The sequence below is a fragment of the Bradyrhizobium sp. WSM2793 genome (genome assembly GCF_000379585.1).
Taxonomy (GTDB): Bacteria; Pseudomonadota; Alphaproteobacteria; order Rhizobiales; family Xanthobacteraceae; genus Bradyrhizobium.
Map to the genome: position 1 here is coordinate 134,474 of NZ_KB902813.1, position 24,555 is coordinate 159,028.

25 protein-coding genes and 1 tRNA gene are annotated in these 24,555 nt (G+C 65.2%); 17 read left to right on the plus strand and 9 right to left on the minus strand.

Features of this window, described 5'->3' with window-relative positions; translation table 11 throughout:
• Positions 1-92: 92 nt before the first annotated feature.
• Positions 93-920: a 23S rRNA (guanosine(2251)-2'-O)-methyltransferase RlmB gene (gene rlmB, locus A3AS_RS0135300; RefSeq protein ID WP_026202699.1), complete on the plus strand. Its 828-nt coding sequence runs from the start codon at positions 93-95 to the stop codon at positions 918-920.
• Positions 921-937: 17 nt separating this feature from the next.
• Here the strand turns inward: rlmB and A3AS_RS0135305 are convergent, their stop codons facing one another.
• Both A3AS_RS0135305 and A3AS_RS0135310 read right to left on the minus strand, forming a co-directional pair.
• The gene (locus A3AS_RS0135305) at positions 938-1,969 is read right to left on the minus strand and encodes an LLM class flavin-dependent oxidoreductase (RefSeq protein ID WP_018322188.1); all 1,032 of its coding nucleotides are present in this window, start codon (positions 1,967-1,969) and stop codon (positions 938-940) included.
• Between the two features lie 149 nt (positions 1,970-2,118).
• The gene (locus A3AS_RS0135310) at positions 2,119-3,066 is read right to left on the minus strand and encodes a LysR family transcriptional regulator (protein ID WP_018322189.1); all 948 of its coding nucleotides are present in this window, start codon (positions 3,064-3,066) and stop codon (positions 2,119-2,121) included.
• An 87-nt stretch (positions 3,067-3,153) separates the two neighbouring features.
• Here A3AS_RS0135310 and A3AS_RS0135315 point away from each other — a divergent pair, with 87 nt between their 5' ends.
• Genes A3AS_RS0135315 through A3AS_RS0135325 form a run of 3 tightly spaced genes read left to right on the plus strand, consistent with a single transcriptional unit; the run spans position 3,154 to position 6,271 of the window.
• Positions 3,154-4,512, plus strand: a complete 1,359-nt coding sequence (locus A3AS_RS0135315; protein WP_018322190.1) for an MFS transporter — start codon at positions 3,154-3,156, stop codon at positions 4,510-4,512.
• A complete protein-coding gene (locus tag A3AS_RS0135320; protein WP_018322191.1) occupies positions 4,509-5,006 on the plus strand; it encodes a GAF domain-containing protein in 498 nt (165 codons plus the stop codon). Before A3AS_RS0135315 ends, A3AS_RS0135320 begins: the two co-directional genes overlap by 4 nt.
• A gap of 17 nt (positions 5,007-5,023) precedes the next feature.
• Positions 5,024-6,271, plus strand: a complete 1,248-nt coding sequence (locus tag A3AS_RS0135325; protein ID WP_018322192.1) for an amidohydrolase family protein — start codon at positions 5,024-5,026, stop codon at positions 6,269-6,271.
• Between the two features lie 40 nt (positions 6,272-6,311).
• On the opposite strand, the gene A3AS_RS0135330 is transcribed toward A3AS_RS0135325, so the two are convergent.
• Positions 6,312-7,292, minus strand: a complete 981-nt coding sequence (locus tag A3AS_RS0135330; RefSeq protein WP_018322193.1) for an NADPH:quinone oxidoreductase family protein — start codon at positions 7,290-7,292, stop codon at positions 6,312-6,314.
• Positions 7,293-7,348: 56 nt separating this feature from the next.
• Positions 7,349-9,406: an ATP-dependent helicase gene (locus A3AS_RS0135335; RefSeq protein ID WP_018322194.1), complete on the minus strand. Its 2,058-nt coding sequence runs from the start codon at positions 9,404-9,406 to the stop codon at positions 7,349-7,351.
• 128 nt (positions 9,407-9,534) lie between these two features.
• Here A3AS_RS0135335 and A3AS_RS0135340 point away from each other — a divergent pair, with 128 nt between their 5' ends.
• Entirely contained in the window at positions 9,535-10,125 is a 591-nt protein-coding gene (locus A3AS_RS0135340) for a TMEM175 family protein (protein WP_018322195.1), read from the plus strand.
• A gap of 9 nt (positions 10,126-10,134) precedes the next feature.
• Here A3AS_RS0135340 and A3AS_RS0135345 read toward each other — a convergent pair whose 3' ends face one another.
• Positions 10,135-10,515, minus strand: a complete 381-nt coding sequence (locus A3AS_RS0135345) for a YciI family protein (RefSeq protein WP_026202701.1) — start codon at positions 10,513-10,515, stop codon at positions 10,135-10,137.
• A gap of 212 nt (positions 10,516-10,727) precedes the next feature.
• On the opposite strand from A3AS_RS0135345, the gene A3AS_RS0135350 reads away from it, so the two are divergent.
• Together A3AS_RS0135350 and A3AS_RS0135355 are read left to right on the plus strand one after the other, a co-directional pair.
• Complete coding sequence (locus tag A3AS_RS0135350; RefSeq protein ID WP_038950498.1) at positions 10,728-10,910, plus strand: hypothetical protein; 183 nt, start codon at positions 10,728-10,730, stop codon at positions 10,908-10,910.
• Between the two features lie 22 nt (positions 10,911-10,932).
• Positions 10,933-11,136: a hypothetical protein gene (locus tag A3AS_RS0135355; RefSeq protein WP_018322198.1), complete on the plus strand. Its 204-nt coding sequence runs from the start codon at positions 10,933-10,935 to the stop codon at positions 11,134-11,136.
• Positions 11,137-11,148: 12 nt separating this feature from the next.
• Here the strand turns inward: A3AS_RS0135355 and A3AS_RS0135360 are convergent, their stop codons facing one another.
• Positions 11,149-11,862: an ABC transporter substrate-binding protein gene (locus A3AS_RS0135360; RefSeq protein WP_018322199.1), complete on the minus strand. Its 714-nt coding sequence runs from the start codon at positions 11,860-11,862 to the stop codon at positions 11,149-11,151.
• A gap of 346 nt (positions 11,863-12,208) precedes the next feature.
• Here A3AS_RS0135360 and A3AS_RS0135365 point away from each other — a divergent pair, with 346 nt between their 5' ends.
• Together A3AS_RS0135365 and A3AS_RS0135370 are read left to right on the plus strand one after the other, a co-directional pair.
• Complete coding sequence (locus tag A3AS_RS0135365) at positions 12,209-14,614, plus strand: ATP-binding protein (RefSeq protein WP_018322200.1); 2,406 nt, start codon at positions 12,209-12,211, stop codon at positions 14,612-14,614.
• A gap of 330 nt (positions 14,615-14,944) precedes the next feature.
• Positions 14,945-15,018: transfer RNA gene (locus A3AS_RS0135370), tRNA-Gly, on the plus strand.
• Between the two features lie 158 nt (positions 15,019-15,176).
• On the opposite strand, the gene A3AS_RS0135375 is transcribed toward A3AS_RS0135370, so the two are convergent.
• Positions 15,177-16,067, minus strand: coding sequence for a LysR substrate-binding domain-containing protein (locus A3AS_RS0135375; RefSeq protein WP_018322201.1), 891 nt, complete (start codon positions 16,065-16,067; stop codon positions 15,177-15,179).
• Between the two features lie 204 nt (positions 16,068-16,271).
• Between A3AS_RS0135375 and dctA the strand changes: the two genes are divergently transcribed.
• From dctA to A3AS_RS48675, 7 genes are all read left to right on the plus strand, one after another.
• A complete protein-coding gene (gene dctA, locus A3AS_RS0135380) occupies positions 16,272-17,606 on the plus strand; it encodes a C4-dicarboxylate transporter DctA (protein ID WP_026202703.1) in 1,335 nt (444 codons plus the stop codon).
• A 21-nt stretch (positions 17,607-17,627) separates the two neighbouring features.
• The gene (locus A3AS_RS0135385) at positions 17,628-18,128 is read left to right on the plus strand and encodes an ureidoglycolate lyase (protein ID WP_026202704.1); all 501 of its coding nucleotides are present in this window, start codon (positions 17,628-17,630) and stop codon (positions 18,126-18,128) included.
• A gap of 28 nt (positions 18,129-18,156) precedes the next feature.
• Entirely contained in the window at positions 18,157-18,996 is an 840-nt protein-coding gene (locus A3AS_RS0135390) for a bifunctional allantoicase/(S)-ureidoglycine aminohydrolase (protein ID WP_018322204.1), read from the plus strand.
• Positions 18,997-19,218: 222 nt separating this feature from the next.
• On the plus strand, positions 19,219-19,659 hold the full coding sequence (locus tag A3AS_RS0135395; RefSeq protein ID WP_018322205.1) for a DUF2231 domain-containing protein: 441 nt from the start codon (positions 19,219-19,221) through the stop codon (positions 19,657-19,659).
• Complete coding sequence (locus tag A3AS_RS0135400) at positions 19,656-20,993, plus strand: sorbosone dehydrogenase family protein (protein ID WP_018322206.1); 1,338 nt, start codon at positions 19,656-19,658, stop codon at positions 20,991-20,993. The genes A3AS_RS0135395 and A3AS_RS0135400 overlap by 4 nt, the downstream gene beginning before the upstream one ends.
• A gap of 68 nt (positions 20,994-21,061) precedes the next feature.
• Positions 21,062-21,277, plus strand: coding sequence for a hypothetical protein (locus tag A3AS_RS0135405; RefSeq protein WP_018322207.1), 216 nt, complete (start codon positions 21,062-21,064; stop codon positions 21,275-21,277).
• Positions 21,278-21,290: 13 nt separating this feature from the next.
• Entirely contained in the window at positions 21,291-21,461 is a 171-nt protein-coding gene (locus tag A3AS_RS48675) for a hypothetical protein (protein ID WP_018322208.1), read from the plus strand.
• A gap of 23 nt (positions 21,462-21,484) precedes the next feature.
• On the opposite strand, the gene A3AS_RS0135415 is transcribed toward A3AS_RS48675, so the two are convergent.
• Both A3AS_RS0135415 and A3AS_RS0135420 read right to left on the minus strand, forming a co-directional pair.
• Positions 21,485-22,423 (minus strand): sugar kinase, encoded by a 939-nt coding sequence (locus tag A3AS_RS0135415; protein ID WP_018322209.1) that lies wholly within the window; start codon positions 22,421-22,423, stop codon positions 21,485-21,487.
• Complete coding sequence (locus A3AS_RS0135420; RefSeq protein ID WP_018322210.1) at positions 22,407-23,453, minus strand: SPFH domain-containing protein; 1,047 nt, start codon at positions 23,451-23,453, stop codon at positions 22,407-22,409. The genes A3AS_RS0135415 and A3AS_RS0135420 overlap by 17 nt, the downstream gene beginning before the upstream one ends.
• 101 nt (positions 23,454-23,554) lie before the next feature.
• Here A3AS_RS0135420 and A3AS_RS0135425 point away from each other — a divergent pair, with 101 nt between their 5' ends.
• Positions 23,555-24,295, plus strand: a complete 741-nt coding sequence (locus A3AS_RS0135425) for an NUDIX domain-containing protein (protein WP_026202706.1) — start codon at positions 23,555-23,557, stop codon at positions 24,293-24,295.
• Positions 24,296-24,555 lie beyond the last annotated feature (260 nt).

Here is a 24,555-nt window from a genome sequence, read left to right on the forward strand (position 1 = left end):
GGTGGGGCAAAGTCAACCGAGGCGAACAGCTAAAATCGCCTCCCAAGCCACCCAAATTGCCATATTCCGGGACCCGTGACACAAGCGAGCCCATGAAGGACAAAAAATTTACCTCCAGGGGTCCCCGCGGCGGGGCTAAGCCCTTCAACAGGCCCGGGAAATCGGGCGGCCGGCCGGCCTGGCGCGACCGCGATTCGCACCCCGACGGGCCGGTCATCCTCTATGGCTGGCACACCGTCACCATGGCGCTGGCCAACCCGGAGCGGCGGATCCGCAAGCTGACGCTGACCGAGAACGCTGCGAAGCGACTTGCGGACGAGAACATCGAGACCCGCGTCACGCCCGAGATCGTCCGGCCCCAGGAGATCGACCGTCTGCTCTCGCCCGATGCCGTGCATCAGGGCCTGCTTGCGGAAGCCGATCCTCTGCCTTCGCCTAATATCGAGAGCTTGAAGCAAGAAGGCATGGTGCTGGTGCTCGACCAGATCACCGACCCGCACAATGTCGGCGCGATCCTGCGCTCCGCCGCAGCGTTCGCGGTGAAGGCGATCGTCACCACTGCGCGCCACAGCCCGGAAGCCACCGGCGTGCTCGCCAAGGCCGCCTCCGGCGCGCTGGAGCTGGTGCCAATGGTGACCGTGCAGAACCTCGCGCGCGCCCTGACCACCCTGAACGAAATCGGCTTCCAGACCGTCGGGCTGGACAGCGAAGGCAGCGCGGATCTCAGCGACGTCGCGCTGCGCGAGCCGCTCGCGCTGGTGCTCGGCGCCGAAGGCAAAGGTCTGCGGCAATTGACCCGCGAGACCTGCAGCGTCGTGGCGCGGCTCGACATGCCCGGCGAGATCAAGAGCCTCAACGTCTCGAACGCCGCCGTGCTCTCGCTCTATGTCGGCGCGAGCCGGCTCGGGTTGATGAAGTAGGCGGCCGCGTCAAGCCGCTACTCCATCATCTCCCGCACCATCGGTACCACCTTGCGCCCATAAAGCTCGATGCTCTTCATCAGCTTCTCGTGCGGCAAGGGTCCCGCCGAATACTTCAACTGAAACCGCGAAACACCAAGTGTCTTCGCCGTCCTGGCGATCTTGCGCGCGACCGTCTCCGGCGATCCCGCATAGAGCGAGCCGTGCTCGACCTCGTTGACGAACTCGTCGCCGCCCATCGGGGGCCAGCCGCGTTCCTTGCCGATGCGGTCGCGCATGGCCTTGTAGTCGGGCCATAGCTGTTCGCGCGCCTCTTCATCCGTCTCGGCGACATAGCCGGGCGAATGCACACCGATCGGCTGCGCGGGGCGGCCGAATTCCTTGGCGGCGCGGTGATGGAGATCGACGAAGGGCGTAAAGCGCGCGGGATCGCCGCCGATGATCGCGAGCATCAGGGGCAGGTCATAATGCGCAGCGCGCACCACCGATTGCGGACTGCCGCCGACGCCGATCCAGGTCTTAAGCCGGCCGTTCTCGACCGGGGGATAGACCAGCTGATCCCTCAGCGGCGGACGCAGCTTGCCTTCCCAGGTCACCGGCTTCTGCGACAGCAGTGCGGCGAACAGGTCGAGCTTCTCCTCGAACAGCTCTTCGTATTTGCGCAGATCGAAGCCGAACAGCGGAAAGGATTCGGTGAACGAGCCGCGGCCGAGGATCACCTCGGCGCGCCCGTTCGAGAGCGCATCCAGCGTCGCAAAGCGCTGGAACACGCGGATGGGATCGTCCGAAGACAGCACCGTCACGGCCGAGCCGAGATGGATGCGCTTGGTGCGCGATGCGATCGCGGCGAGCACGGTCTCCGGCGAGGAGATCGCAAAATCGGCGCGATGGTGCTCGCCGAGGCCGATGAAGTCGAGACCGAGCTCGTCGGCCAGCACGGCTTCGTCGACGACGTTGCGGATCACCTGCGCGTGCGGAAGCATCGCGCCTGCGGCGTCCCTGGTGACGTCGCCAAAAGTATCCAGTCCGAATTGAAGCGATGCGGTCATCGGTGAGATCTCTGCGGACGCAGCTTGCGCTTGTCGCTGTGGGAGGGGATCGTTTGCGGTGGAGCTAGGCCGCGGCGGCCGGTGCAACAATGCTGCTTCGAGAAACCCACCGTTTCCTTTTTGGTGGTGTCAGGCCTGTGCCCGAGTATTCAGTCGGACTTGGCGAACATCTCGACCAGGGTCTCGCGCAGCCAGCGCTGCGCCGGCACGGTGTCGTTGCGCTGGTGCCAGAACAGGCTGACGATGCGCGGCGGCGCCTTGAGCGGCAGGGGCATGGCGTGCAGGAACGGCGCGTGGCGGGATTGCGAGCGCAGATCGCTCGGCAGCACGGCGATCAGGTCGGACTGGCGCACCACCTCGTAAGCGGCGCTGTAGTGGTTGACGGTCGCGACCAGATTGCGCGACAGACCGCGAGAGGCGAGGAAGAGATCGTAGGACGGCAGGGTCTTGCCGGCGAGGCTCACATCGACATGGCCTGCGCCGAGGAAGCTGCGCGTGCTCAGCCGCTTCTGGCCGGCGAGCGGATGGCCGCGCCGCATGAAGCAGGCATAGTCGACCGTCCACAACGAGCGCGAGCGGATGGCGGCCGGCTGCTGCGCCTCGTTGACATAGACGCTGAGCACGCAATCGACGCGATTGTCTTCGAGCTGATCGGCGATCTCCAGGATGGTGTTGGGAACGGTGTGCACGCGCGCCTTGGGCGCGACCTTGCCGAAATGGCCGAGGAGGTTCGGCATCACCAGCGAGGCGACGTAATCCGACATCGACAGGCTGAACTCGGTCTGCGCGCGGCGCGGATCGAACACCTGCTCGTCGAGCGCGCCGCGGACGCTTTCGAGCGCCTCGCCGATCGGCTCCCACAACACCACGGCGCGCTGGGTCGGACGGATGCCGGTGCCGGACCTGACGAACAGGGGATCGCCGAGCGCGTCGCGCAGCCGTGCCAGTGCGTTGCTGACCGCGGGCTGCGTCATCAGCAGCGCGTTTGCAGCGCGCGTGACGCTGCCCTCGGTCATCAGGGCTTCGAAGACTTTCAGCAGGTTGAGGTCGAGCGATCGAAACGACAGAACATTCACCGTGGTGATGTATGGGATCACGATTATAAATTATGACGATAATATCTCTTTGTCTATGGTTCCCCCAGGGACTTGCGGATGCCGGGCCGCCGGACAGAGGGGACTTACATGTCGATGATCTCGGCGCGCATCGAGCGCCTGCCATTCGCACGCTTCCACACGCATCTTTTGTTGATGGGCGGGCTCGGCTACATGTTCGACGCGATGGACGCAGCCGTGCTGGCGTTCATCCTGCCGGTGCTGCGCACCGCCTGGAATCTGACGAGCGTGCAGATCGGCGTGCTCGGCAGCAGCACCTATATCGGCTTCCTGTTCGGCGCGTTGCTGGCGGGCACGCTCGGCGACCTGATCGGCCGCCGCGCGGTGATGATGTCGGCGCTGGCGCTTTATTGTGCCGCATCGATCGTCAGCGCCGCCGTGGACAGCTGGCCGTCCTTCTTCGCCGCCCGCGTCGTCGCGGGCATGGGCACCGGCGCGGAGAGCGCGATCATCGCGCCTTACCTCGCCGAGTTCGTGGCGCGGCGCTTCCGCGGCAGCTTCACCGGCGCGCTGGCCGGGTTCTTCTCGTTCGGCTTCGTCGCAGCGGCCTTGCTCGGCTATTTCATCGTGCCCGCCTCTGAGAACGGTTGGCGCATCGTGCTGGTCATCACCGCCGTGCCGGTCGTCATGCTGTTGTGGTGGCGCAGGGCGTTGCCGGAATCGCCGCGCTGGCTGGAAAGCCGGGGCAGGGCGAAGGAAGCCGAAGCGGTGCTGGACAAGATCGAAGCCGGCTTCGCGCGCCAGGGGCATGTGCTGCCACAGCCGGTCGTCGATTCAGTCAGCCCGCCCGTCGCCGGGGGCACGTTGCTTGCCAATTTCGCGGCGCTGCTCGAGGGCCGGCAGGCGCGCATCACCGTCATGACCTGGATCATGTGGCTTGCGATCACCTTCAGCTATTATTCCTTCTTCGTCTGGATCCCCGGCCTTCTGGTCCAGAACGGCATGAGCATCACCAAGAGCTTCGCCTATTCGATCGCGATCTATTGCGCGCAGATCCCCGGCTATTTCAGCGCCGCCTGGTTCAACGAGCGCATCGGCCGGCAGGCCACCATTGCGTCCTACATGGTGCTCGGCGGCATCAGCGCGCTCGGACTCGCCTTCGCGCAGAGCGACCAGCACATCATGGTCGCGGGGATTCTGCTGTCGTTCTTCATGAACGGCACCTATGCCGGCGTCTATGCCTATACCGCAGAGGTGTTCCCGACGCCGGTGCGAACCACCGGCGCCGGCCTTGCCTCGGCGATCGGCCGCATCGGCGCGATCGTCTCGCCGATCCTTGTCGGCTACCTCTATCCCAATTTCGGCTTTGCCGGCGTGTTCGGGATCACCACCAGCGTTCTGCTGATCGGAGCGCTCACCGTCGTGGTGATGGGCGTGCCGACGCGCGGCCGTTCGCTGGAAGACATTGCCGCGGGCGAAGTCGCATGAGGGAGACGACACGCCAGGCCGATCCGCTGCTCAACGCCGTGGCGGCGGCGCAGGGCAGGGCGGATCAGCCGGAGGCGCTGTTCTCGGCATTGGACGACGCCTTGAAATCGGCGATCGGGCACAAGCTGTTCACGATCCTGACTTATGACGACGACACCGGCGAAGCGGCGCGGATCTATTCCAATCTCCCCGGGCCTTACCCGACGGGCGGACGCAAGCGCCTCGCGCCGGGACCATGGACCGAGGCCGTGCTCGACCGCGGCGAGGCCTATATCGGCCGCAGCCTCGCCGATCTGCGCAATGTCTTCGCCGATCACGAGCTGATCGCTTCACTCGGCTGCGAGAGCGTGCTCAACATGCCCGTGCGCTGGCGCGGACGCACGCTCGGCTCGCTCAACCTGCTGCATGAAGCGGGCTGGTACGGTGCGGACGATGTCGCCGCGTGTCTCCCGTTCGCCCAGCTCGCATTGCCCGCGCTGCTCACACAGTCCTGACCGGACAGGAAACGACCATGACTCGCACCCTCTTCAAGAATGCCGCCCTGCTCGATCCGCTTCAGCCGGATTTGTTGGAGGGCCATCACGTGCTGGTCGAGGACAATGTGATCAAGGAGGTCTCGGACCGGCCGCTTCAAGTCACCGCCGACCGGACCATCGACCTGAAGGGCAAGACGCTGATGCCCGGCCTGATCGACCTGCATGTCCATGCGGTGGCGGTCGAGCTCAACCTGTCGCAGCAGGTGCACATGCCGAATGTGCTGGTGACGCTGCGCTCGACGCTGCTGCTGCGCGGCATGCTGCGCCGTGGCTTCACCACCGTCCGCGACGCCGGTGGTGCCGGCCACGCGCTGAAGCAGGCGATCGACACCGGTCTCACCGACGGCCCGCGGCTGTTCGTCTCCGGCCGTGCGCTGAGCCAGACCGGCGGGCATGGCGACATGCGGGCGCGCTCGGATTATCTCGCGAGCGACGCGCCATGTCCGTGTTGCGTGCGGGTCGGCGCGCTGGCGCGCGTCGCCGATGGTGTCGACGGCGTGCGCAAGGCGGCGCGCGAGGAGCTGCAGATGGGCGCCGACCAGATCAAGATCATGGCGTCCGGCGGCGTCGCGTCACCGACCGATCCGGTCGGCGCCTTCGGCTACTCCGAGGACGAGATCCGCGCCATCGTCGAGGAGGCGCGCGGGCGCCAGACCTATGTGCTCGCCCATGCGTACACCGCTGCCGCGATCGAGCGCGCCGTTCGCTGCGGCGTGCGCACCATCGAGCACGGCAATCTGGTCGATGCTCCGACCGCGCGCCTGATGGCCGAAAAGGGCGCCTATGTGGTGCCGACGCTCGTCACCTACGAGGCGCTGGCCAACGAGGGCGCGCAATACGGCCTGCCGCCCGAGAGCGTCGCCAAGATCGCCGACGTCCGCGACGCCGGCCTGCGCTCGCTCGCGATCTATCGCGACGCCGGCGTGAAGATGGGGTTCGGCAGCGACCTGCTCGGGCCGTCGCAGCGCCTGCAGAGCGATGAATTCCGCATCCGCGCCGAGATTCTCGGTCCGCGCGCCGTGATCGCCAGCGCCACGGTGATCGGCGCCGAGGTGCTGGGCATGGAGGGCAAGCTCGGCCGTATCGCGCCCGAGGCGATCGCGGACCTGCTGGTGGTCGACGGCAATCCGCTCAGCGACGTCGCCTGCCTGCTCGGTCAGGGCGAGCATATTCCGCTGGTGATGAAAGCGGGCAAGGTCCAGTTCGACCGACTGAACGCGTAGTTGCCGCCACGCCACGGGCATCTTCGCCCGTTTGCGCGTCCTATGTCGAGATGCGCACGACCATCTTGCCGAGCGCCCCGCGCGTCTGCATGGTCCTGAACGCTTCCCGGAAGTCGTCCAGGGCAAAGACGCGACCGACCACAGGCTTCAGCTGGCCGTCGGCAAGCCAGCCCGTCAACTGCGACATCAGGCGCTTCTGCACCTCGGGCTCGCGCACGGGAATCTGCGCGAGATCGACACCGAGCAGGGCGCCACCCTTCAGCAGTGGCAGATTGAACGGCAATGCCGGGATCGCGCCGGCGGCAAAACCGACCACGAGATGACGGCCACGCCAGGCGATGGAGCGAAAGGCCTGCACCGAGACGTCGCCTCCGACCGGGTCGAAGATCACGTCGGCACCGTGTCCGCCAGTCAGTTCCTTCAGCGTGTCGCGCCAGCCGGTCTGCGTGTAGTCGATCACAGCGTCGGCGCCATGTTGTTGGGCGAAGGCGCGCTTGTCCGGTGTCGATGCTGCCGCGATCACACTGGCGCCAAGCAGCTTGCCGATCTGGACTGCCGCGATTCCTGTGCCGCCAGCTGCGCCCAGCACCAGCAGCTGTTCGCCTGCGCAGAGCGAGGCGCGTGCGCTTAGCGCATAGAGCGCAGTCAGATAATTGGCGCGAAACGAGGCGGCGACTTCGGCCGCGACGCCGTCGGGCAGGGGATGGAGCGCTTCGGGCCTGACGACGATCTCTTCGGCAAGCGCGCCCGATCGCGTCATCCCCATCACGCGCATGCCGGGTTGATAGCCGCCGGGTGCGCCGGGCGCGTCCGTCACCACCCCGGCAAACTCCGTACCGGGAATGAAGGGCAGGGGATCTTTGGTCTGATAGCGTCCCTCGATCTTCAAGCCGTCGACGAAGCCGATCCCGGCAGCTTCCACGCGGATACGCAGCTGTCCCGGTTCCATGGACGGGGGCGGGACGTCCTTCAGTTCGATCTGATCGATCGGTGCGTATTGCTCGACGACGACGGCTTTCATGTCGGACCTCTGTTGTTCCAGTTATCCTGACAGGTCCCGACACCAGGCTCTTGTGTTTACCGCCACATCCCGCGCATCCGCGCCCCGATGTCGATCTTCGGCCCCTGCGCGGCGGTGCGGGCAGCACCGCTTGCGGCCTTCGGCCAGGCGGTGCGCTCGAACAGGTAGACCAGCTGCTCCGGGATGAAGCGGGTGCGCGAGGCGTAGACGTGGCGGTCGCCCTTGGCGGCCTGGCCGTGGACGAAGAAGCGCTGGGGAACGACGAGGTGCAGATCGTCCTTGGCGCGCGTCATCGCGACATAGAGCAGGCGTCGCTCCTCTTCGAGTTCGGCGCTGGTGCCGGCGCCGAGATCGGAGGGCATGCAGCCGTCGACGACGTTGAGCACGAACACCGACTTCCACTCCTGGCCCTTGGCGGAGTGGATGGTGGACAGGATCAGATAGTCCTCGTCGCGCAAGGGCGGCCCGGATTTGTCACTGGTCGCATCGGGCGGATCGAGCGTGAGCTCGGTCAAAAATTTCTCGCGCGAGGCATAGCCGCTCGCGATCTGCTCGAGCTGCATCAGATCGGCGCGGCGCGTCTCGGAATCCTCGTGGAGCCGATCGAGATGCGGCTCGTACCAGAGCCGTACGCGTTCGAGATCGACCGGCCATTCCGAATAGCGCAGGTTCTCGACGGTGCGGACGAAGTCGGTCCAGTCCGCGCCCGTGCGCGCGGGTATCGGGAGCTGGCCCAGCGTGTGAAGCGGATCGGTGCTCTCCGCCATCTGGTCGAGCACGCGCTGTGCGGTCGCGGGGCCGACACCCGGCAACAGATGCAAAATGCGGAAACCGGCGACACGGTCGCGCGGGTTCTCGGCAAAGCGCAGCAGCGCCAGCACGTCCTTGACGTGCGCGGCGTCGAGGAATTTCAGCCCGCCGAACTTGACGAACGGAATGTTGCGGCGGGTCAGCTCGATCTCGAGCGGGCCGGAATGCGAGGAGGTCCGGAACAGCACCGCCTGGTGCTTGAGCAGCGCGCCTTGCTCGCGGTTCGCCAGCACCTGTTCGACGATGTAGCGCGCCTGGTCGGCCTCGTCGTGCACGGTGACGAGCTGCGGCTTGTGCGAGGCGGTGCGGTCGGTCCACAGATTCTTGGTGAAGCGCTCGCGGGCGAGCCCGATGACGCCGTTGGCCGCCGCCAGCACGGTCTGTGTCGAGCGGTAGTTGCGGTCGAGCGTGATCATCTCGGCGCGGGGCGAGAAGCTCTGCGGAAAGTCCAGGATGTTGCGCACGGTGGCGGCGCGGAACGAATAGATCGACTGGGCGTCGTCGCCGACCACGGTGAGCCCGCGTCCGTCGGGCTTGAGCGCCAGGAGGATCGAGGATTGCAGGCGGTTGGTGTCCTGGTATTCGTCGACCAGAACGTGATCGAAGCGGCCGCCGATTTCCTCGGCGATCAACCCATCGCTCATCATCTGCGACCAGTACAGCAGCAGATCGTCGTAATCGAGCACGTGCTGGGCCTGCTTGGCCTCGACATAGGCCGCGAACAGCCCCTTTAGCTCGGCGGCCCAGCCCGCGCACCAGGGATAGTGCACCCCCAGCACCTTCTCGATCTCCATCTCGGCGTTGACGCAGCGCGAGTAGATCGACAGGCACGTGCCCTTGGCCGGAAAGCGGCTCTCGGTCTTCGACAGGCCGCGCTCGTGCCGGACCAGGTTCATCAGGTCGGCGGAATCCTCGCGGTCGTGGATGGTGAAGGCGGGATCGACGCCGATCCGTTCGGCATATTCGCGCAGCAGCCGCGCGCCGATGCCATGGAAGGTGCCGGCCCAGGTCAGCGCATCGCGCATGATTGCGGCGTTGTTCTCGCCCAGCACCTTGCGGGCGATGCGCTCGACCCGGCCGGCCATCTCGGCCGCGGCGCGGCGGGAGAACGTCATCAGCAGGATGCGGCGCGGATCGGCGCCGGCGACGATCAGATGCGCGACGCGGTGGGCCAGCGTGTTGGTCTTGCCGGAGCCGGCGCCGGCAATGACGAGCAGGGGAGCGCCCACGGTCGCGCCATCGGCCACGCCATGCTCGACGGCGCGGCGCTGCTCCGCATTGAGCGTGTCCAGATATGTCGCCACGAATCGCCCCGGTGAAAGGGCGAGAGTCGGCGATCCCGTCGCGAATCGCAATGCGGCTGGACGGGACCGGGTTTAGGATTTAGGGGGAAAGACGCCCCCAGGTTCCAGTCCGAAAAGCGCACCCCGGCATGACCGAGCTCAAATCCGACCAGTTCGAGATGCGGCGGCTGGAATCGCTCAGCAACACCATTTTCGGTGTCGCCATGACGCTTTTGGCCTACGACCTGCCCAAGGCCGCGGTGTTCACCAGCGCGCCCGGCTGGAGCGATCTTGCCCATGTCTATTCCGGCAAGCTCGCCGGCTTCGCACTCAGCTTCATCATCGCCGGGGTGTTCTGGATCAGCCATCACCGGCGGCTGGCGCGCCAGCCAGTCGGCAGCCGCGGCGCGGTGATCCTGAACCTGTTCTTCCTGCTCTCGATCGTGCTGCTGCCTGTCACCAACGGCCTCTATACCAATTACAGCATGAGCAGTGCGGTTGCGGTGCTCTACGGGCTGCACCTGACCGCGATCGCCGGCCTCAATGCCTGGCTGTGGTGGACCATCCTTGGCAGCTGGCGCTACGAGATCATGGCCTCGCTGTTTCCGCTTCTGGTGTTCATTCCGGGCACGATCGTGGCGGCATTCGCCCCCCACGTCGCGCCTTTCGTCTGGTTCATCGCCTTCGGCGGGCTCCTGATCCAGCGCTTCTACGGTGCGCGGACCGGGCCGGGCGCATGAGGCCGTGCCTCACCCGGACGTCGCGCCGAACCCATCGGCCGGCACGTAAAGCTTAACCGGGCGGATTTCGTAGACCGCAGTTGGATTGACCGCCCGCAGCTTGCGCGCCGCCGCGATCGCCTCCTCCTCGGTGGCACATTCCATGAGGTGGAAGCCCAGAAGCTGCTCCTTAGTCTCGGCAAACGGGCCGTCCAGCACCATGCCCGCGCCGGGGCCGCGCAAGGTGCGTGCCTTCCGGGTCTCATCCAGACGGGCGGCCGGCCCGAACTGCCCGCTGGCCCGCAAGGGGGCCTGAACCTCGATGACCTTGGCCACGACCGCGGCGTCCTGCTCAGGCGTCCAGGACAGGATCTCGTCTTCCACGTGGTAGGCCAGGATGGCGTACAGCATCGTCACCTCGTTGTTTTTCTGCACCGATCCCAAAGGACGTAGCACCGCGGGCGATGCCGACAATCCCCAAACAAGAATTCAAGCACAAAATATTGCGTAGTCATGCCGCGACGAAACCGTCCTGAAACCCGATTGCGGCGTTGCCGTGTGAACGCCGCCGGAAGTGGTTGCGACTGATGACCACAACAACAAGATTTCTGCTGGAGGCGGCAATGTCGGGTCACATCAAGATCATCTGCGACGCACGTCGGGCCGGACAATCTCAGACGGCCGATCTGCACGACCAAAGCGGCCATCACCGCTATTACGGCAGTTCGGCCGAGAATGGCGGCGAGCGCATCGTCGAAAGCCGGCGCGGCAAGCGTCCGCGCGCGCTCGGCGTTTGCGGCTTCTGAAGCCTCGCGCCCGATGTCCCATATGGACGTCCTGCAAATATCGATCGCGGCGATGCCGTTCCTGCTCGCGCTGACGAGCCGGACGGGCAAGGTCATCGTGCCGTGCCTGCTGACGAGCATCTTCACGGTGCTGCTCGGCGGGGAGCCTCACCGCGCAGTCGTGGCCTGGTGCGTCGGCATGCTGATTGCCGCCGTCGCCTTGCGCGAGCGGCTTCGCGCGGGCTGAGCTGGCGGCCCGTTACGGGCCGTTCAAGACCTGTTTGACCAGGGCCTCGCGCAGCGCCGCCAGTTCGCCGCTCGCCTCCATCTGAGCGATCACCTTGCCGACCTCAGGCACCAGGTCGCGATGGCGTTCATGCAGGTAATGGTAGATGTGGATACGCTGGAGCGGCGGCGAGAGCGGGTGGATCCTGGCCTGCAGATTGAGTTTCCGCACCGCCGCGAGCCCGCTGAAGAGATCGGTGACCATCACGTCGAAACGATCGGCATCGAGCATCCTGACCATGTTGTCGAGGCCAGTGGTCGCCGTGACGCGGGCCATGCCGCGCGTGCCGGCCTCCGAGGAGCCGACGCCGCGGACGATGCCGATGCGGTAGTCCCTGATCGAATCCCAGCCGGCGACGTCGAACCGGAGTTTGGTCGCAAACACTGCAGGCTCGATATAGTTGATCGCCGGCGTGACCTGGACCAGCGTCGGGTAGTCGCGCGAGAGCGTTCCGATGCGCTGGATCTCGCCGTCGACCGTGCCGGCGCTCGACAGTGCGAGCGCACGCTTGCCGGGGACGTCCTCGAACTCCAGCTTGATGTTCAGCCTGGCGTAGACGGCCCGCAGCATCTCGCCGCCGACATATTGATCGGGGATGTCGGCGATGCGCGCCATCCGGATGACCTCCTGCGCCTGCGATGGACCGCTTGCAAGCAGTGACAGGCAGGCGACGATAATCCGCCACATGACGCGCCTCCTCGTTGCCCGATGCTATCGCTGGATTTCCGATGTCCGCTCGATCTACCGGAGATGGCGCCTGCGCGTGGCCATAGCGACACTGCCCGCCCGAGGTGCAGGCGACTTCCGGACTTTCACCGATGTCATTCTACCACGCGAAGTGGTAGTTTGCGCGACAATCCTGCTGCCGGACGCAAGATATGACCCCGCCGACCTCAAGCCGCCCAGGGGTTGACAGGAAATCGGCCGACGGGATCGCCGCGCGCATCGCGGGAAGGGGAAGTCTCGACGATCGAAATGCTCGAGGCTGCGACCGGTCGGCCGCAGCGTGCCGCCATTTCCGGGGATGTGGTGCATGGTCAAGGCTGGTGACGAGGACTCCAAGCGCGGCCGCGCCGTTGCACCGGCGGCTGCGAAGCAGGATTTGATCGGCACCGCGCTCGCGCCTTCGATGTTCGCCGCGCTGCTGTCCCGGCTCTTCAACTGGTCGCGCAGCGGCGTCGGGCCGCGCCTGCTCGCAGCCGTGCTGCTGTTCTCTTCGGTCGTGACGCTGACATTGACGGCGCTCCAGCTGTATCTCGATTATGATCGCGAGGTCGGCCTCATCGAGACCAGGCTCGAGGAGATCGGCCGCAGCACCACCGGCAGTCTCGGCGAGAGCCTGTGGAATCTCGACCAGAACCAGCTCAAGCTCCAGCTCGACGGTATCCTGCGGCTGCCCGACATCCGCGCCGCCGAGGTGCGCGAGATTGCCGATCGTCCCAATCCGATCCGTCTCGCAGTCGGCGAGCCGAGCACCCGCTCGGTCGTGACGCGCGACTATCCGCTGAACACCATTGTGCAAGGGACCGCACGCGAGATCGGCGTGCTCCATGTCGAGGCGACGCTGACCGATGTCTATCAACATCTGCTGAACCGCGCGCTGGTCATCCTGGCAAGCCAGGCGGCCAAGACGTTCCTCGTCTCGCTGTTCATCATCTATATGTTCCATCTGCTGGTGACGCGGCATCTGGTCGCCATCGCCGAGTTCGTCAGCAAATACAGCCTGGCGCGGCCGCCGCCGCCTTTGCGCCTGGAGCGCCGGCCGCCCTACGATGCCGACGAGCTGGACAAGGTGATCGACGCCTTCAACGCCATGTGCGCGAACCTCCAGCGGGCCTATGGCGAGCTGCGCGAGGCCAATGCAAATCTCGAGCGCGACCTGACCATCCGCCAGCGCGCCGAAGAGGACGCGCGTGCGAGCGAGCAGCGCTTCCGCGACTATGCCGAGACCGCGTCCGACTGGTTCTGGGAGACCGGACCAGACCATCGGTTCACCTACATTTCCGACCGGGCCGGTGCCTTCAGCATGGACAGCAAGGCGCTGATCGGCAAGCGCCGCGCCGATGCCGCGTTCGGCCGCGACACCGAGCCCGAGAAATGGCGCGCGCACATGGCGATGCTGGACCGCCACGAGCCGTTCCGGAAGTTCGAATATCGCGGCCGCGACACCGCCGGGCGGATGCATCATTTCAGCGTCAACGGCCAGCCGATCTTCGCCGCCGACGGACGCTTCATGGGCTATCGCGGGTCCGCGACCGATCTCACCAAGCAGCACGAAACCGAGGAGCGCTTACGTCAATCCCTGAAGATGGACGCGATCGGCCAGCTCACCGGCGGCGTCGCGCACGATTTCAACAACGTGCTCACGGTCATCACCGGCACCATCGAGATCATCCAGGAAGGGCTTGCGGACAAGCCCGAATTCGCCGCGATCGCGCAGCTGATCGACGATGCGGCCGCGCGCGGTGCGGAGATCACCTCGCAGCTGCTGACCTTCGCGCGCCGCCAGCCGCTGGAGCCGCGCGAGATCGACGTCAACGCCCTCGTGCTCGAGTCTACGAAGTTGCTGAGGCCGATCCTCGGCGCCCATATCGAGATCGTGACACGGCTCGCCGATGACGCCTGGTCCGCGATGGCCGATCCCTCGCAGCTCTCCTCCGCGATCGTCAATCTCGCCGTCAACGCGCGCGACGCAATGCCGGGCGGGGGCAAGCTCACGATCGAGACCGCGAACCGCGAGCTCGACGACACCGGCGTTGCCGGTGATGGCGATGCCGTTCGCGGCGCCTTCGTGATGGTCGCGGTCGGCGACACCGGCCACGGCATCCCCGCCGACATCCGCGAGCGCGTGTTCGAGCCGTTCTTCACCACCAAGGGCGTCGGTCGCGGCACCGGCCTCGGGCTCAGCATGGTCTACGGCTTTGCCAAGCAGACCGGCGGCACGGTCGCCGTCGAGAGCGAGGAGGGGCGCGGCACCGTGATGCGGCTGTTCCTGCCGCGATCGAAGGGCGAGGCGCCGGCCAGGACCGCGCCGGTCCAGGCGCTCGACACGGCACGCGGACACGAAACGATCCTCGTGGTCGAGGACGATCCCCTGGTGCAGGGCTATGTCATCGCCCGGCTCGGCAGCCTCGGCTATCGCACGCTGGTGGCCGGCGACGGCGCGTCCGCACTGGCGCTGGTCGACCAGGGCGCCAAATTCGATCTGCTGTTCACGGACATCATCATGCCCGGCGGCATGAACGGGCGGGAATTGGCCGACGCGATCCGGCTCCGGCGGCCGGGGGCAAGGGTGCTCTATACCTCCGGCTACACCGACAACGCCATGGTCCACGAAGGACATCTCGATTCCGGCGTGGCGCTGCTCAAGAAGCCCTACCGGAAGTCGGAGCTGTCGCAGAAGATTCGCGAGGTGCTTGCGGGCGAGGCGCCGGGTTGAAGCGCGCTCCCGGACGAAAAAGGCGCGGCGGGGAAGCCCCCGTCGCGCCCGATTCTTGCTCGCTGGTCCAGGGCTGAGAGCGCCCCGATGCCAAGCCTTTATCTAGAGCTTAGCGGGCGATCCCAGCGAGGTGACAGCGCTTGGTAAAAGACACTGGATCACCTCCTTTCGTTGGTTTCGGAAGATTTCAATATAGGGGGCATTGCCGCCGCTGTTAAGGGGCGGCGGGTCCGCAGGAACCGGGCGCGATTCGCAAAGGCTCAGGACGGCCGGAAAGCGACCTCCTGAACAGTTGAGACCGCCGCCCGGCCGTGTTAGGGAGCCCGTAACGCGGGTGTAGCTCAATGGTAGAGCAGCAGCCTTCCAAGCTGAATACGAGGGTTCGATTCCCTTCACCCGCTCCAACATTTTCAACGGCTTAGCGTGTCGAAGGCTTTTCATCGCGACACCTCGCGCTTCGCCAATGTGCGCGTCTTACTCCGCCTCGTCGTCGTCTTGCAGATGGTCCGCAACCGCTTGCGTCGACGACCATCGCAGGCATGATCGATGACGTGGACCTGGCTCAGGCTCTTCGCTGGTTGAGGTATCGAAGAGCGAGCCTGATGAAATTGTGCACCACCATCGACGTCTCGTCCTCCCTGAACACCAGAAACACATCGGCCGTGGGCGGTGAGGGCCTGATCGGGCGGAACACGATGTCGGTCGTCGTGAACCGCGCAATCGACTGCGGCACGAGTGCCACGCCGAAACCTGCGGCGATCAGGCTTGGGATCGACTGGGCGTCGACGACTTGCTGGGATACCTTCGGGAGAAAGCCGGCGTCGACACAGCACTTCTGAACGTACCGCGCGAAATCGGAGCTGTTCGGATCCAGGACGACGTGATCCTCGGAGGCCAGGTCACCGAGGGCGATGCGCTTGCGTTGCACCAGCCGATGGCTGCGGGGCACTGCGAGAACGACCTCTTCGCGCCATGCCAGCTTGCTGGTCAAATCGCGTTCGGCGGGGACACCGCGAATGAGACAGATGTTGGTGGTCCGGCTGAGGAGCGCCGCGATCTGGAGGGCCGGCGCCTGCTCATGCACCGTCATCTTCACCAGTGGCGCAACCTTCCGGTAGGCCGCGAGAAGCTCTGCGAGGCGACCGCGCAGGATGGAGCCGGTCGCTCCGACATCCAACGTTCCAATCAGGCCAGCGCCTATCGACCGAACCTCGTCTTCGGCGACTTTGACCTGTTGCAGGATCGCGCGCCCCCGCACCAGCATGGATTCACCGGCCTGCGTCAGCTCAACCCTGCGGCTGGTCCTGTAGAGGAGCTGGGTCCCGAGCTCGGCCTCGAGCGCCTGGATATGTTGGCTGAGCGGCGGCTGCGAGAGGTTCAGCCGCCGGGCGGCGAGGGTGAAGCTGCGCTCTTCGGCAACCGCGATGAAGTACCTGAGCTGGCGCAGATCCATAGTGAAACCCTATCAATCGTGTCGTTCTATATATTGGACTTGGTCGCGGGGCTGGTCAACGAATGACCGATGGAGACTTCTCGCGCAATGCGGCGACCGAACGGCTCCATCCGCGGCGACTTCTCGTCACCGCCAACGACAAGAATGGCGAAGGCTCAGGCCGACCAAGCCAGACCAAAGGAAGCCCAGCGAGCGAGGAAAGCCATGCCCAGGATTTTCAAGTCACTCTTCTTCCAAGTGGTCGTCGCCCTGGCGGCGGGCATTGCTCTCGGCATGGCCTATCCGGACACCGCGTTGCAGATGAAGCCCCTGGGTGACGGCTTCATTAAGCTCATCAAGATGCTGGTGCCCGTCATCGTGTTCTGCGTTGTGGTGCAGGGAATATCGGCGGCCGGCGACCTCTCGAAGGTTGGAAGGGTCGGCATTCGCTCGCTTCTCTATTTCGAGATCGTCACCACCATCGCCTTGGTGTTCGGCATTGCGCTCGCTTACTATTTCCAGCCCGGCGCCGGAATGAACATCGACCCAAGGGCTCTGGACGCCAAGGCGCTCAGCGGGTTCAGCCAGACCGCGGCCCAGGTCGCCGGCGGGGGCGTCTCCGAATTCCTCATGAAGCTCATCCCGTCGACGATCGTCGGAGCCTTCAGCTCTGGCGACGTCTTGCAGGTCCTGATCGTCTCGATCATGTTCGGTTGCGCCATGTCGTTGTGCGGCGAGCGCGCCAAGCCGGTCATCGAATTCGTCGAGCGGGTGAACGAGATCATCTTCAAGATGATGAATTTCGTCGTCCGACTCGCCCCGCTCGGAGTCTTCGGTGCGATCGCGTTCACCGTCGGCAAGTACGGCATCGGCTCGCTCAAGCAGCTTGGGGGCCTCGTTGCCCTGTTCTATCTGGCGGTGTTCTTCTTCGTGGTCGTCGTGCTCGGAGCGATCATGCGGCTCTCGGGATTCAGCCTGTTCAAGCTGCTCGTCTATTTGCGTGAAGAGCTGATGATCGTTCTTGGCACGGCCGCAGGCGACAGCGTGCTCCCGCAGACCATGCGCAAGCTCGAACAGCTCGGGATCAAGCGGTCGACGGTCGGTCTGGTCATCCCGACAGGGTACTCGTTCAATCTGGATGCCTTTTCGATCTACCTAACCTTGGCGGCGGTCTTCATTGCACAAGCGACGAACACGCCGCTCGCCACGGGCGATCTCCTGGCGATCCTCGGCGTCGCGCTGCTCACCTCCAAGGGGGCTCATGGCGTCCCGGGATCGGCCATTGTCGTCCTCGCGGCGACGCTGGCTGCCATTCCGGCCATCCCGGCGATTGGGCTGGTGCTCATCTTGTCGGTGGACTGGTTCATCGGCATCGCCCGCGCGCTCGGCAATTATGTCGGCAACTGCGTTGCCACGGTCGTCGTCGCCTCGTGGGAGGGCGACCTCGATCGCGCGAAGGCGCAGTGCATCCTCGATGGCGAGATCGTTCCTTCCAGCGAGCCCCTGCAGATCGATCCGGCCGGCGCGGCCGCTCCCGTCGCAGGCCTGCAGACAAGTTGAACGCAGAGGCGTTTGGTTGAGATGACGACACTCCCGATTGAGCCCTTGACGCGGCCGGCATTCGCTCCGTTTGGCGAAGTCGTCGAAACGGAAGGGTTGACGCCCCTGTCGATCAATCAGGGATATGCGGCGCGCTACAACGGACTCGCCAATATCGATGTCGGCGCGGAAGGCGGACACATCAACATCAGCTGGTTTGTCGCCTCCGCGCGGCCCGCGCCGATCGCCATCCGCCTGATGGAGCGCCATCCGCTTGGAAGCCAGCTGTTCATGCCCTTGAGCGGAGGAAACTGGCTGGTCGTCGTTTGCACGGATCCGCGCACGCCATCGAGCTATCGGGCGTTTGCGGCCAATGGCAAGCAAGGCGTGAATTATGCCCGAAACTGCTGGCACCAACCGCTTCTGGTTCTCGAGGACGCAAGCTCGTTCCTCGTCGTCGATCGAAAGGGTGGTGGTGACAATCTCGAAGAATATCGGCTGGACGAGAACATGCAACTCGATCTCGGCAGCGCCGCAAGCTGACCCCCGATAACGTCCACGAGGCTTGGTGATGTCATCGCAAACCTATCACGTCCCGCAGGGCGGCCTTCCGCCCCAGACGGATATTCTGAGTGGCCGGGCGGTCTTTACGAACGCCTACGCCGTTATCCCCAACGGCGTGCAGCGCGATATCGTCGTCAGCCACCTGCCGCATTGGGACGACACGCGCCTCTGGGTGCTGGCGCGACCGCTCTCCGGATTCGCCGAGACGTTTTCGCATTATCTCATGGACATGGCCCCGGGTGGAGGAAGTGAAATTCCCGAGCCGGACAAGGACGCCGAAGGCGCGTTGTTCGTTGTGGGTGGCAGATTGGTCGTCAAATTGGCGGACACGGAACACGAGCTCAGGCCCGGCGGCTTCGCCTATCTGCCACCTGGCTGCACCTGGAGCGTTCGTAACCGCGGCCAGAGCCCGGCGCAGCTTCACTGGATCCGGAAGCTGTATCAGCGCGTGCCGGGTTTGGCCCAGCCCGAGGTGATCGTGACCAATGCAGACTCCTTGGAACCAGTATCGATGCCGGGCACTGAGGGGAGGTGGGCCACGACGCGCTTCATCGATCCGGCCGATATGCGACACGACATGCACATCAATATCGTCACGTTCGAACCGGGTGCGAAGATCCCCTTTGCAGAGACGCACGTCATGGAGCACGGATTATATGTGCTCGAGGGCAAGGCCGTTTACCGTCTCAATCGCGACTGGGTCGAGGTCGAGGCCGGGGACTATATGTGGCTGCGCGCCTTCTGCCCGCAAGCGTGCTACGCAGGAGGTCCGGGTCGGTTTCGCTATCTCCTTTACAAGGACGTCAACCGGCACATGAATTTGCGGCAGGGACCTCCGCTGATCTGAGCCCGAGCGACGTTGATTCCCGGGCAAGTCGACTTCTTCGGGCAAGTCGGCCTCGGGCATGCCCCGACGATTCGGGCTGGGCCGCAGACGTTCAGTTGGTGCGGCAGGCCGACTGGCGGATCCGTCCGTGCCATCGAGCGGTTGCAGGAACCATCACTCCGCGCACGAGTTGGCCGGTCGGGCAGGACCGAAAATCACACGAGGCCGACCGTGCAAGACGACATGCGCGTGCGCACCACCGCGCAGATCGCGGGTCATCCGATTCATCCGATGCTGGTGCCTATCCCGATCGCGTGCTTCGTCGGGGCGCTCTTGACCGACATCGCCTATGTCGCCAGCGCCGAGATCATGTGGGCGAATTTTTCCGCCTGGCTTCTGCTCGCTGGCGTCGTCTTCGGCGTGCTGGCGGCGATCGCGGGCCTGATTGATTTCCTCGGCAACCGCCTGGTGCGGGCGCAAACGCCGGCCTGGCCGCATTTGATCGGAAATGCACTGGCGCTGATCCTCGCCGTCGTCAACGCGCTGATCCACACCCGCGATGCCTGGACCTCGGTGTGGCCGACCGGGCTCGTTCTGTCCGTGATCACGGTGCTGATCCTGCCCGTCACCGGCTGGCTCGGCTGGGCCATGGTCTATCGCCACGGCGTAGGAGTTGCACGATGATATCGAAGCTTGCCCGGGCGCTGGTGTTCTCGCCGCTGCTGTTGCTGGCTGGCTGCGACGACGGCAGCGGCGACCCCAAGGCGCAGATCGGCGCCAACCCAAAACTTCCCGACATCCAGCAATATTTGCTGCCGCCGGTCCACATCGCGCGCATCGTCGGCTGGAAGAAGAACGAGACGCCGGCTGTGGCTGAGGGCCTGCAGGTCAAGGCCTTCGCGACCGGCCTGCAGCATCCGCGTTTCATCTACGTGCTGCCCAATGGTGACGTGCTGGTGGCGGAATCCAAGGCGCCGAAGGGGGCCGGGATCAAGCGGCCCAAAGAGATCGTCATGGGCTATATCGAGTCCTGGGCGACCTCGGGCGGCAACGACACCGGGCCGGGCAACCGCATCACGCTGCTGCGCGACAGCAATGGCGACGGCGTGCCGGAAACCCAAAGCGTCTTTCTCGATCATCTCAACTCGCCGTTTGGCATCGCTCTGGTCGGCAACGACCTCTATGTCGCCAATGCCGATGCCATCGTCAGATATCCCTACACGGAAGGCGACACCAAGATCACTGCGCCCGGCACCGAGCTGACGCCGCTGCCGGGTGGGCCGATCAACCATCACTGGACCAAGAGCCTGGTCGCGAGCCCCGACGGCTCGAAACTCTATGCCGGCGTCGGCTCCAACAGCAACATCACCGAAAACGGCATGGAGGCCGAGCACAACCGCGCCGCGATCCTCGAGGTCGATCGTGCCAGCGGCCGGTGGCGCGTGTTCGCAAGCGGCCTGCGCAATCCGAACGGGCTCAGCTTCGAGCCGCAGAGCGGCGCGTTGTGGACGGTGGTGAACGAGCGCGACGAGCTCGGTCCCGATCTCGTTCCTGACTACATGACCTCGGTGAAGGACGGCGGCTTTTACGGCTGGCCCTATAGCTATTACGGTCAGCATGTCGATCCCCGCGTCAAGCCGCAGCGACCGGATCTCGTCGCCAAGGCGATCGTACCGGATTATGCCCTGAGCTCGCATGTCGCCCCGCTCGGGCTCGTCTTCAACACCGGCTCCGGCCTGTCGGCCGCCTATCGTGGCGGCGCCTTCGTCGGCGAGCATGGCAGCTGGAACAGGAAGGTGCTCAACGGCTACAAGGTCGTGTTCGTGCCGTTTACCGAGGGCAAGCCGAGCGGACCGGCGCAGGACGTCGTGACGGGTTTCTTGAACAGCGACAACCAGGCGCGTGGCCGTCCCGTCGGCGTCGCCATCGACAAGACTGGCGCGCTGCTGGTCGCGGACGACAGCGGCAACACGGTGTGGCGCGTCAGCGCCGCGCATCCGCAGCTGACGCAACGATAGGGCCGCCGGCGCGTTATCGGACAGACGGTGAAAGCCAAATTCTGAAACTCAAAGCCAGGAGTTGGACAATGGGCCTTGCTCAATATGCCATCGTGCCGGTGAGGGACGAATGGGGCGTGCTGCACGACGGCGACGTCAAGAACACATACGCCACCAAGGAAGCTGCATTCGAATCGGCGGTCGCCGCCGCATCCCTCGCGCTTCGTGAGGGCCATGAAGTCCAGGTCAGCGTGCCCGGCCGCGAAGCCGGAGGCAACGCGCTCGGCGTCCAGGACAACGCTTGAGAAGGAAGACGCGATGACCAAGCCGCGTGAGCCGAACGGCGTCGAGCCATCCCGCTCCGAGGACGACATCCAGCGGGAGCAGCTGGGTCCCCGCGGCGTGCCCGGTGCGCCTGATCCGGCCAAGATGACCCCGCAGCGCGACAAGAAGACGCCGAAGCACGTCGATCCCGGCCACACCGCGTGAGGCGGCGCGGCGGCCCAACATGATCAGACGATCAATCGTCCGCGCCGCGCGGCGATCCCGATCGCAACCTCGGCACCCGCGTTGAAGTCGAGACGGTCGGCTTCAATGCCGTCGCTGAAGATGACGCCGTTTTCCGCCATCAGCGAGCGTATGCGCAACTGGTCCGCCGAGGCGAGCCGGCCGCAGACGAGATGGGTCTGCGAATGGCGGCTGGGGAAGGGCTCGCGCACCGCGAAGCGCAGCTCCGGCGCGTCCCAGGGCAGGGCCTCGTAACCGGTCAGCGGGGGAGGCTGCCCAACAAGGCTGCCGGCAATGGCCAGCGAGCCGGTGACGATGCTCTTGAACCAGGCGGTCGATCCGAGGCCGGTCGAGACGATCAGTCCGCTCGAAGATTGCCGTTCCGTCGCCCCGCCGGCGGCAATCTCGTAGATCGCGGAGACATGCGTCCGTGCGCCGATGAACAAATCATTGACGGCGTAGAGCACCTGGCCATCGTTGAGCCGTGCTTCCGCCATCGTCACGGCCTGGCTGCCGCGCTTCTCAGTGGCGACCTCCGGCAGGAGCTTGGCGAGGTCGCGCGGCGCGAAGGGCAGGAGGATGCCGTCGTGGCGCGCGGGATCCGGATTGAGCCCGATCAGCGGATGGTCATCGAGATATTTCATCGTGTTGGCGACGACGCCGTCCTGGCCGAGCGCGACCACGATGTCATCAGGCCCGAAGAGGAAGTTCGGCAGGAAGCCGCGGTCGATGACCTGATAGCGCCCCCATTGCTCCAGCACTTGCAGCGTCGTGTGACGCTGGGCACGATAGACCTCGTGCTCGCGCTCATAGTCGGAGAAGTCGGCGCCGAGATGCTCGACATAGAAGCGCGCCTGCGCCGCCGTCAGGTGGCGCGCGATCAGGTCCTCCAGCCTGGTCTTGCGCGTCACCAGCACCACCTTGCGGTCATTGGCGGCGGGCATTGGCGGCCTCCGTCGGCTTCGGCTTCTCCATCAACTGGCTGAGCAGGTCCGGCGAGACGTTGAGCTGGCCGATCTTCTCGGCCTTCTCGGCAATGCCGGAGAAGGCTTGTGCGATCAGCTGACCCGGCTGCATGCCGGCAGCGGCAAGCGCCTGGATCACGCGGGTGTCGACGCCCTCGAAGATCTTCATCAGCGCGCCGACGCGGTAGGCCTCGGCGTCGGCCAGCGTCCTGGTGTTCTCGGCGTTGAGGCCGACGAAATCCTTGCGCTTGCCCTCCAGCACGATGTCCGCGGCCATGCCGGCCTCGCGCAGCTCATTGCGCTTTGCCGCAACGCTCGCCTCGGCGTCCATCTGGGTCTCGCGGATCGACCGCTTCTTCTGCTCGACCGCGATCTCGGTGTCGAGCTCGCTCTCGCGAATGGCGCGTTCCTGCTCGACGGCGAAGTTGCGCCGGGCGAAGATCGCTTCGTCCGCGTTCTTCAGGATCGCTTCGCGCGCTTGCGCCTCCAGCGCCTTCGCGGTCTCCGGCGTCGGCTTGATGCCGCGGATCGACACGCCGAGGATTTCGAGGCCGAGAGCTGCGATGTCGGCGCGCGCCCTCAAGCCGCCCGCGATGATGTCGGCGATGCGGTCGGACGCCTGCAACGCGTCCCTCAGCGTCAGTTCCTTCACCGCTTGCTGGGCGAGGACCTCGACCGTGCCGAGGATGCGTTCCGGCAGCTTTTCCGGATCGTCGCTCGCATAGGTCTTGCCGTCAGCCTTCAGGGTGAAGTCGAGCATCGAGGCCGCCTTCTTCGGGTCGCTGACGCGATAAGTCACCTGGCCCTGCACGGTCAGCGTCTGAAAGTCGCGCGCGGTCTGCTCGAAGATGAACGAGGCGTCGCGGCTGCCGATGGGCACCGCGACCAGCATGGTCACCGGCGCGTAATACAGCGCGGAAAGACCAGCACCCTCGGCGACGATCGCGCCGGCGCGATACTTCATCAGATACGTGGTGGGCTGGGCCTTGATGAACCTGACGCCGAACATGTGTTTCTCCAACGGCTGCAATAAGTGTGTCTGAGCAACTAAGTAAGTTGGACTGTACAACTAACTATGCTACTGTCAAGACCGAACAGGGGAGATTGGCGATGGCAGGTGAGGGGCGGAGCAAGGACCTTGGCAAGGTCCTCGGAAAGTCTGGAGAATTGGACTTTCCGCGCCCCCTGACCATGGTCGATGTCGTGATCTTTACGATCCTCGACGACAGCCTTCAGGCGCTGCTGATGCAGCGCCCGGCCGGCGAGGGCGAGCCGTTTCCGCTCAGCTTGGCGCTGCCGGGCGGCTTCGTGGACGTCACGAAGGACCGCGACCTCGCGGCTTGCGCGGCCCGCAAGCTGAAGGAGAAGACCGGGGTCACCAGCCCTTATCTGGAGCAACTCGGAAGCTGGGGAAGCGCGACGCGCGATCCGCGCGGCTGGTCGGCGACGCACGCCTATTTCGCGCTGATCCCGGCGGACGCAAGCGTGCTGGCGAACGATGCGCGGTGGTTTCCGATTCGAGGAGGCAGGCTCAAGGACAAGCTCGCTTTCGATCACGGCGACATCCTGGCAACCGCGATCCAGCGCCTGCGCAACAAGGTGGAATACACCTCGCTGCCGGCCTATCTGATGCCGCCGGAATTCACGCTGCCGGATTTGCAGCGCGTCTACGAGATCGTGCTCGACCGCCCGCTGGAGAAGAGCGCCTTCCGCACCCGCATCCTGTCGGCCGACATGATTGAGCCGGTCGCGAAGATGCGGCGCGGCCCGAACCGCCCGGCGCAACTCTACCGCCTGAAGAAGGGCAGCGAGCCCGTGTATTTCGTGCGGACGTTTAATCCGCCGGAATGAACTCCGCGGCGGCATGCCGAGCCGTCGGTCAGCGTGCAGGATGGGTCGGCTCGGCCCTTTAGCCCTGATAACATCATGTTAGGTTTATCGAATAACTGGGTAATTGTGTTAGCCCGGCGAAAGCCTACTGTCTCTTCACTCAAGACACCGACCGGCAGTGCCAAGCGCTCGCGGAGCTCCGCAGAGCGCCCGGAGATTGCTGTCCAATTTGTCCAGCGAAGCCCGCCAACGGGACGTCAACAAACGAACAGATCGGGAGG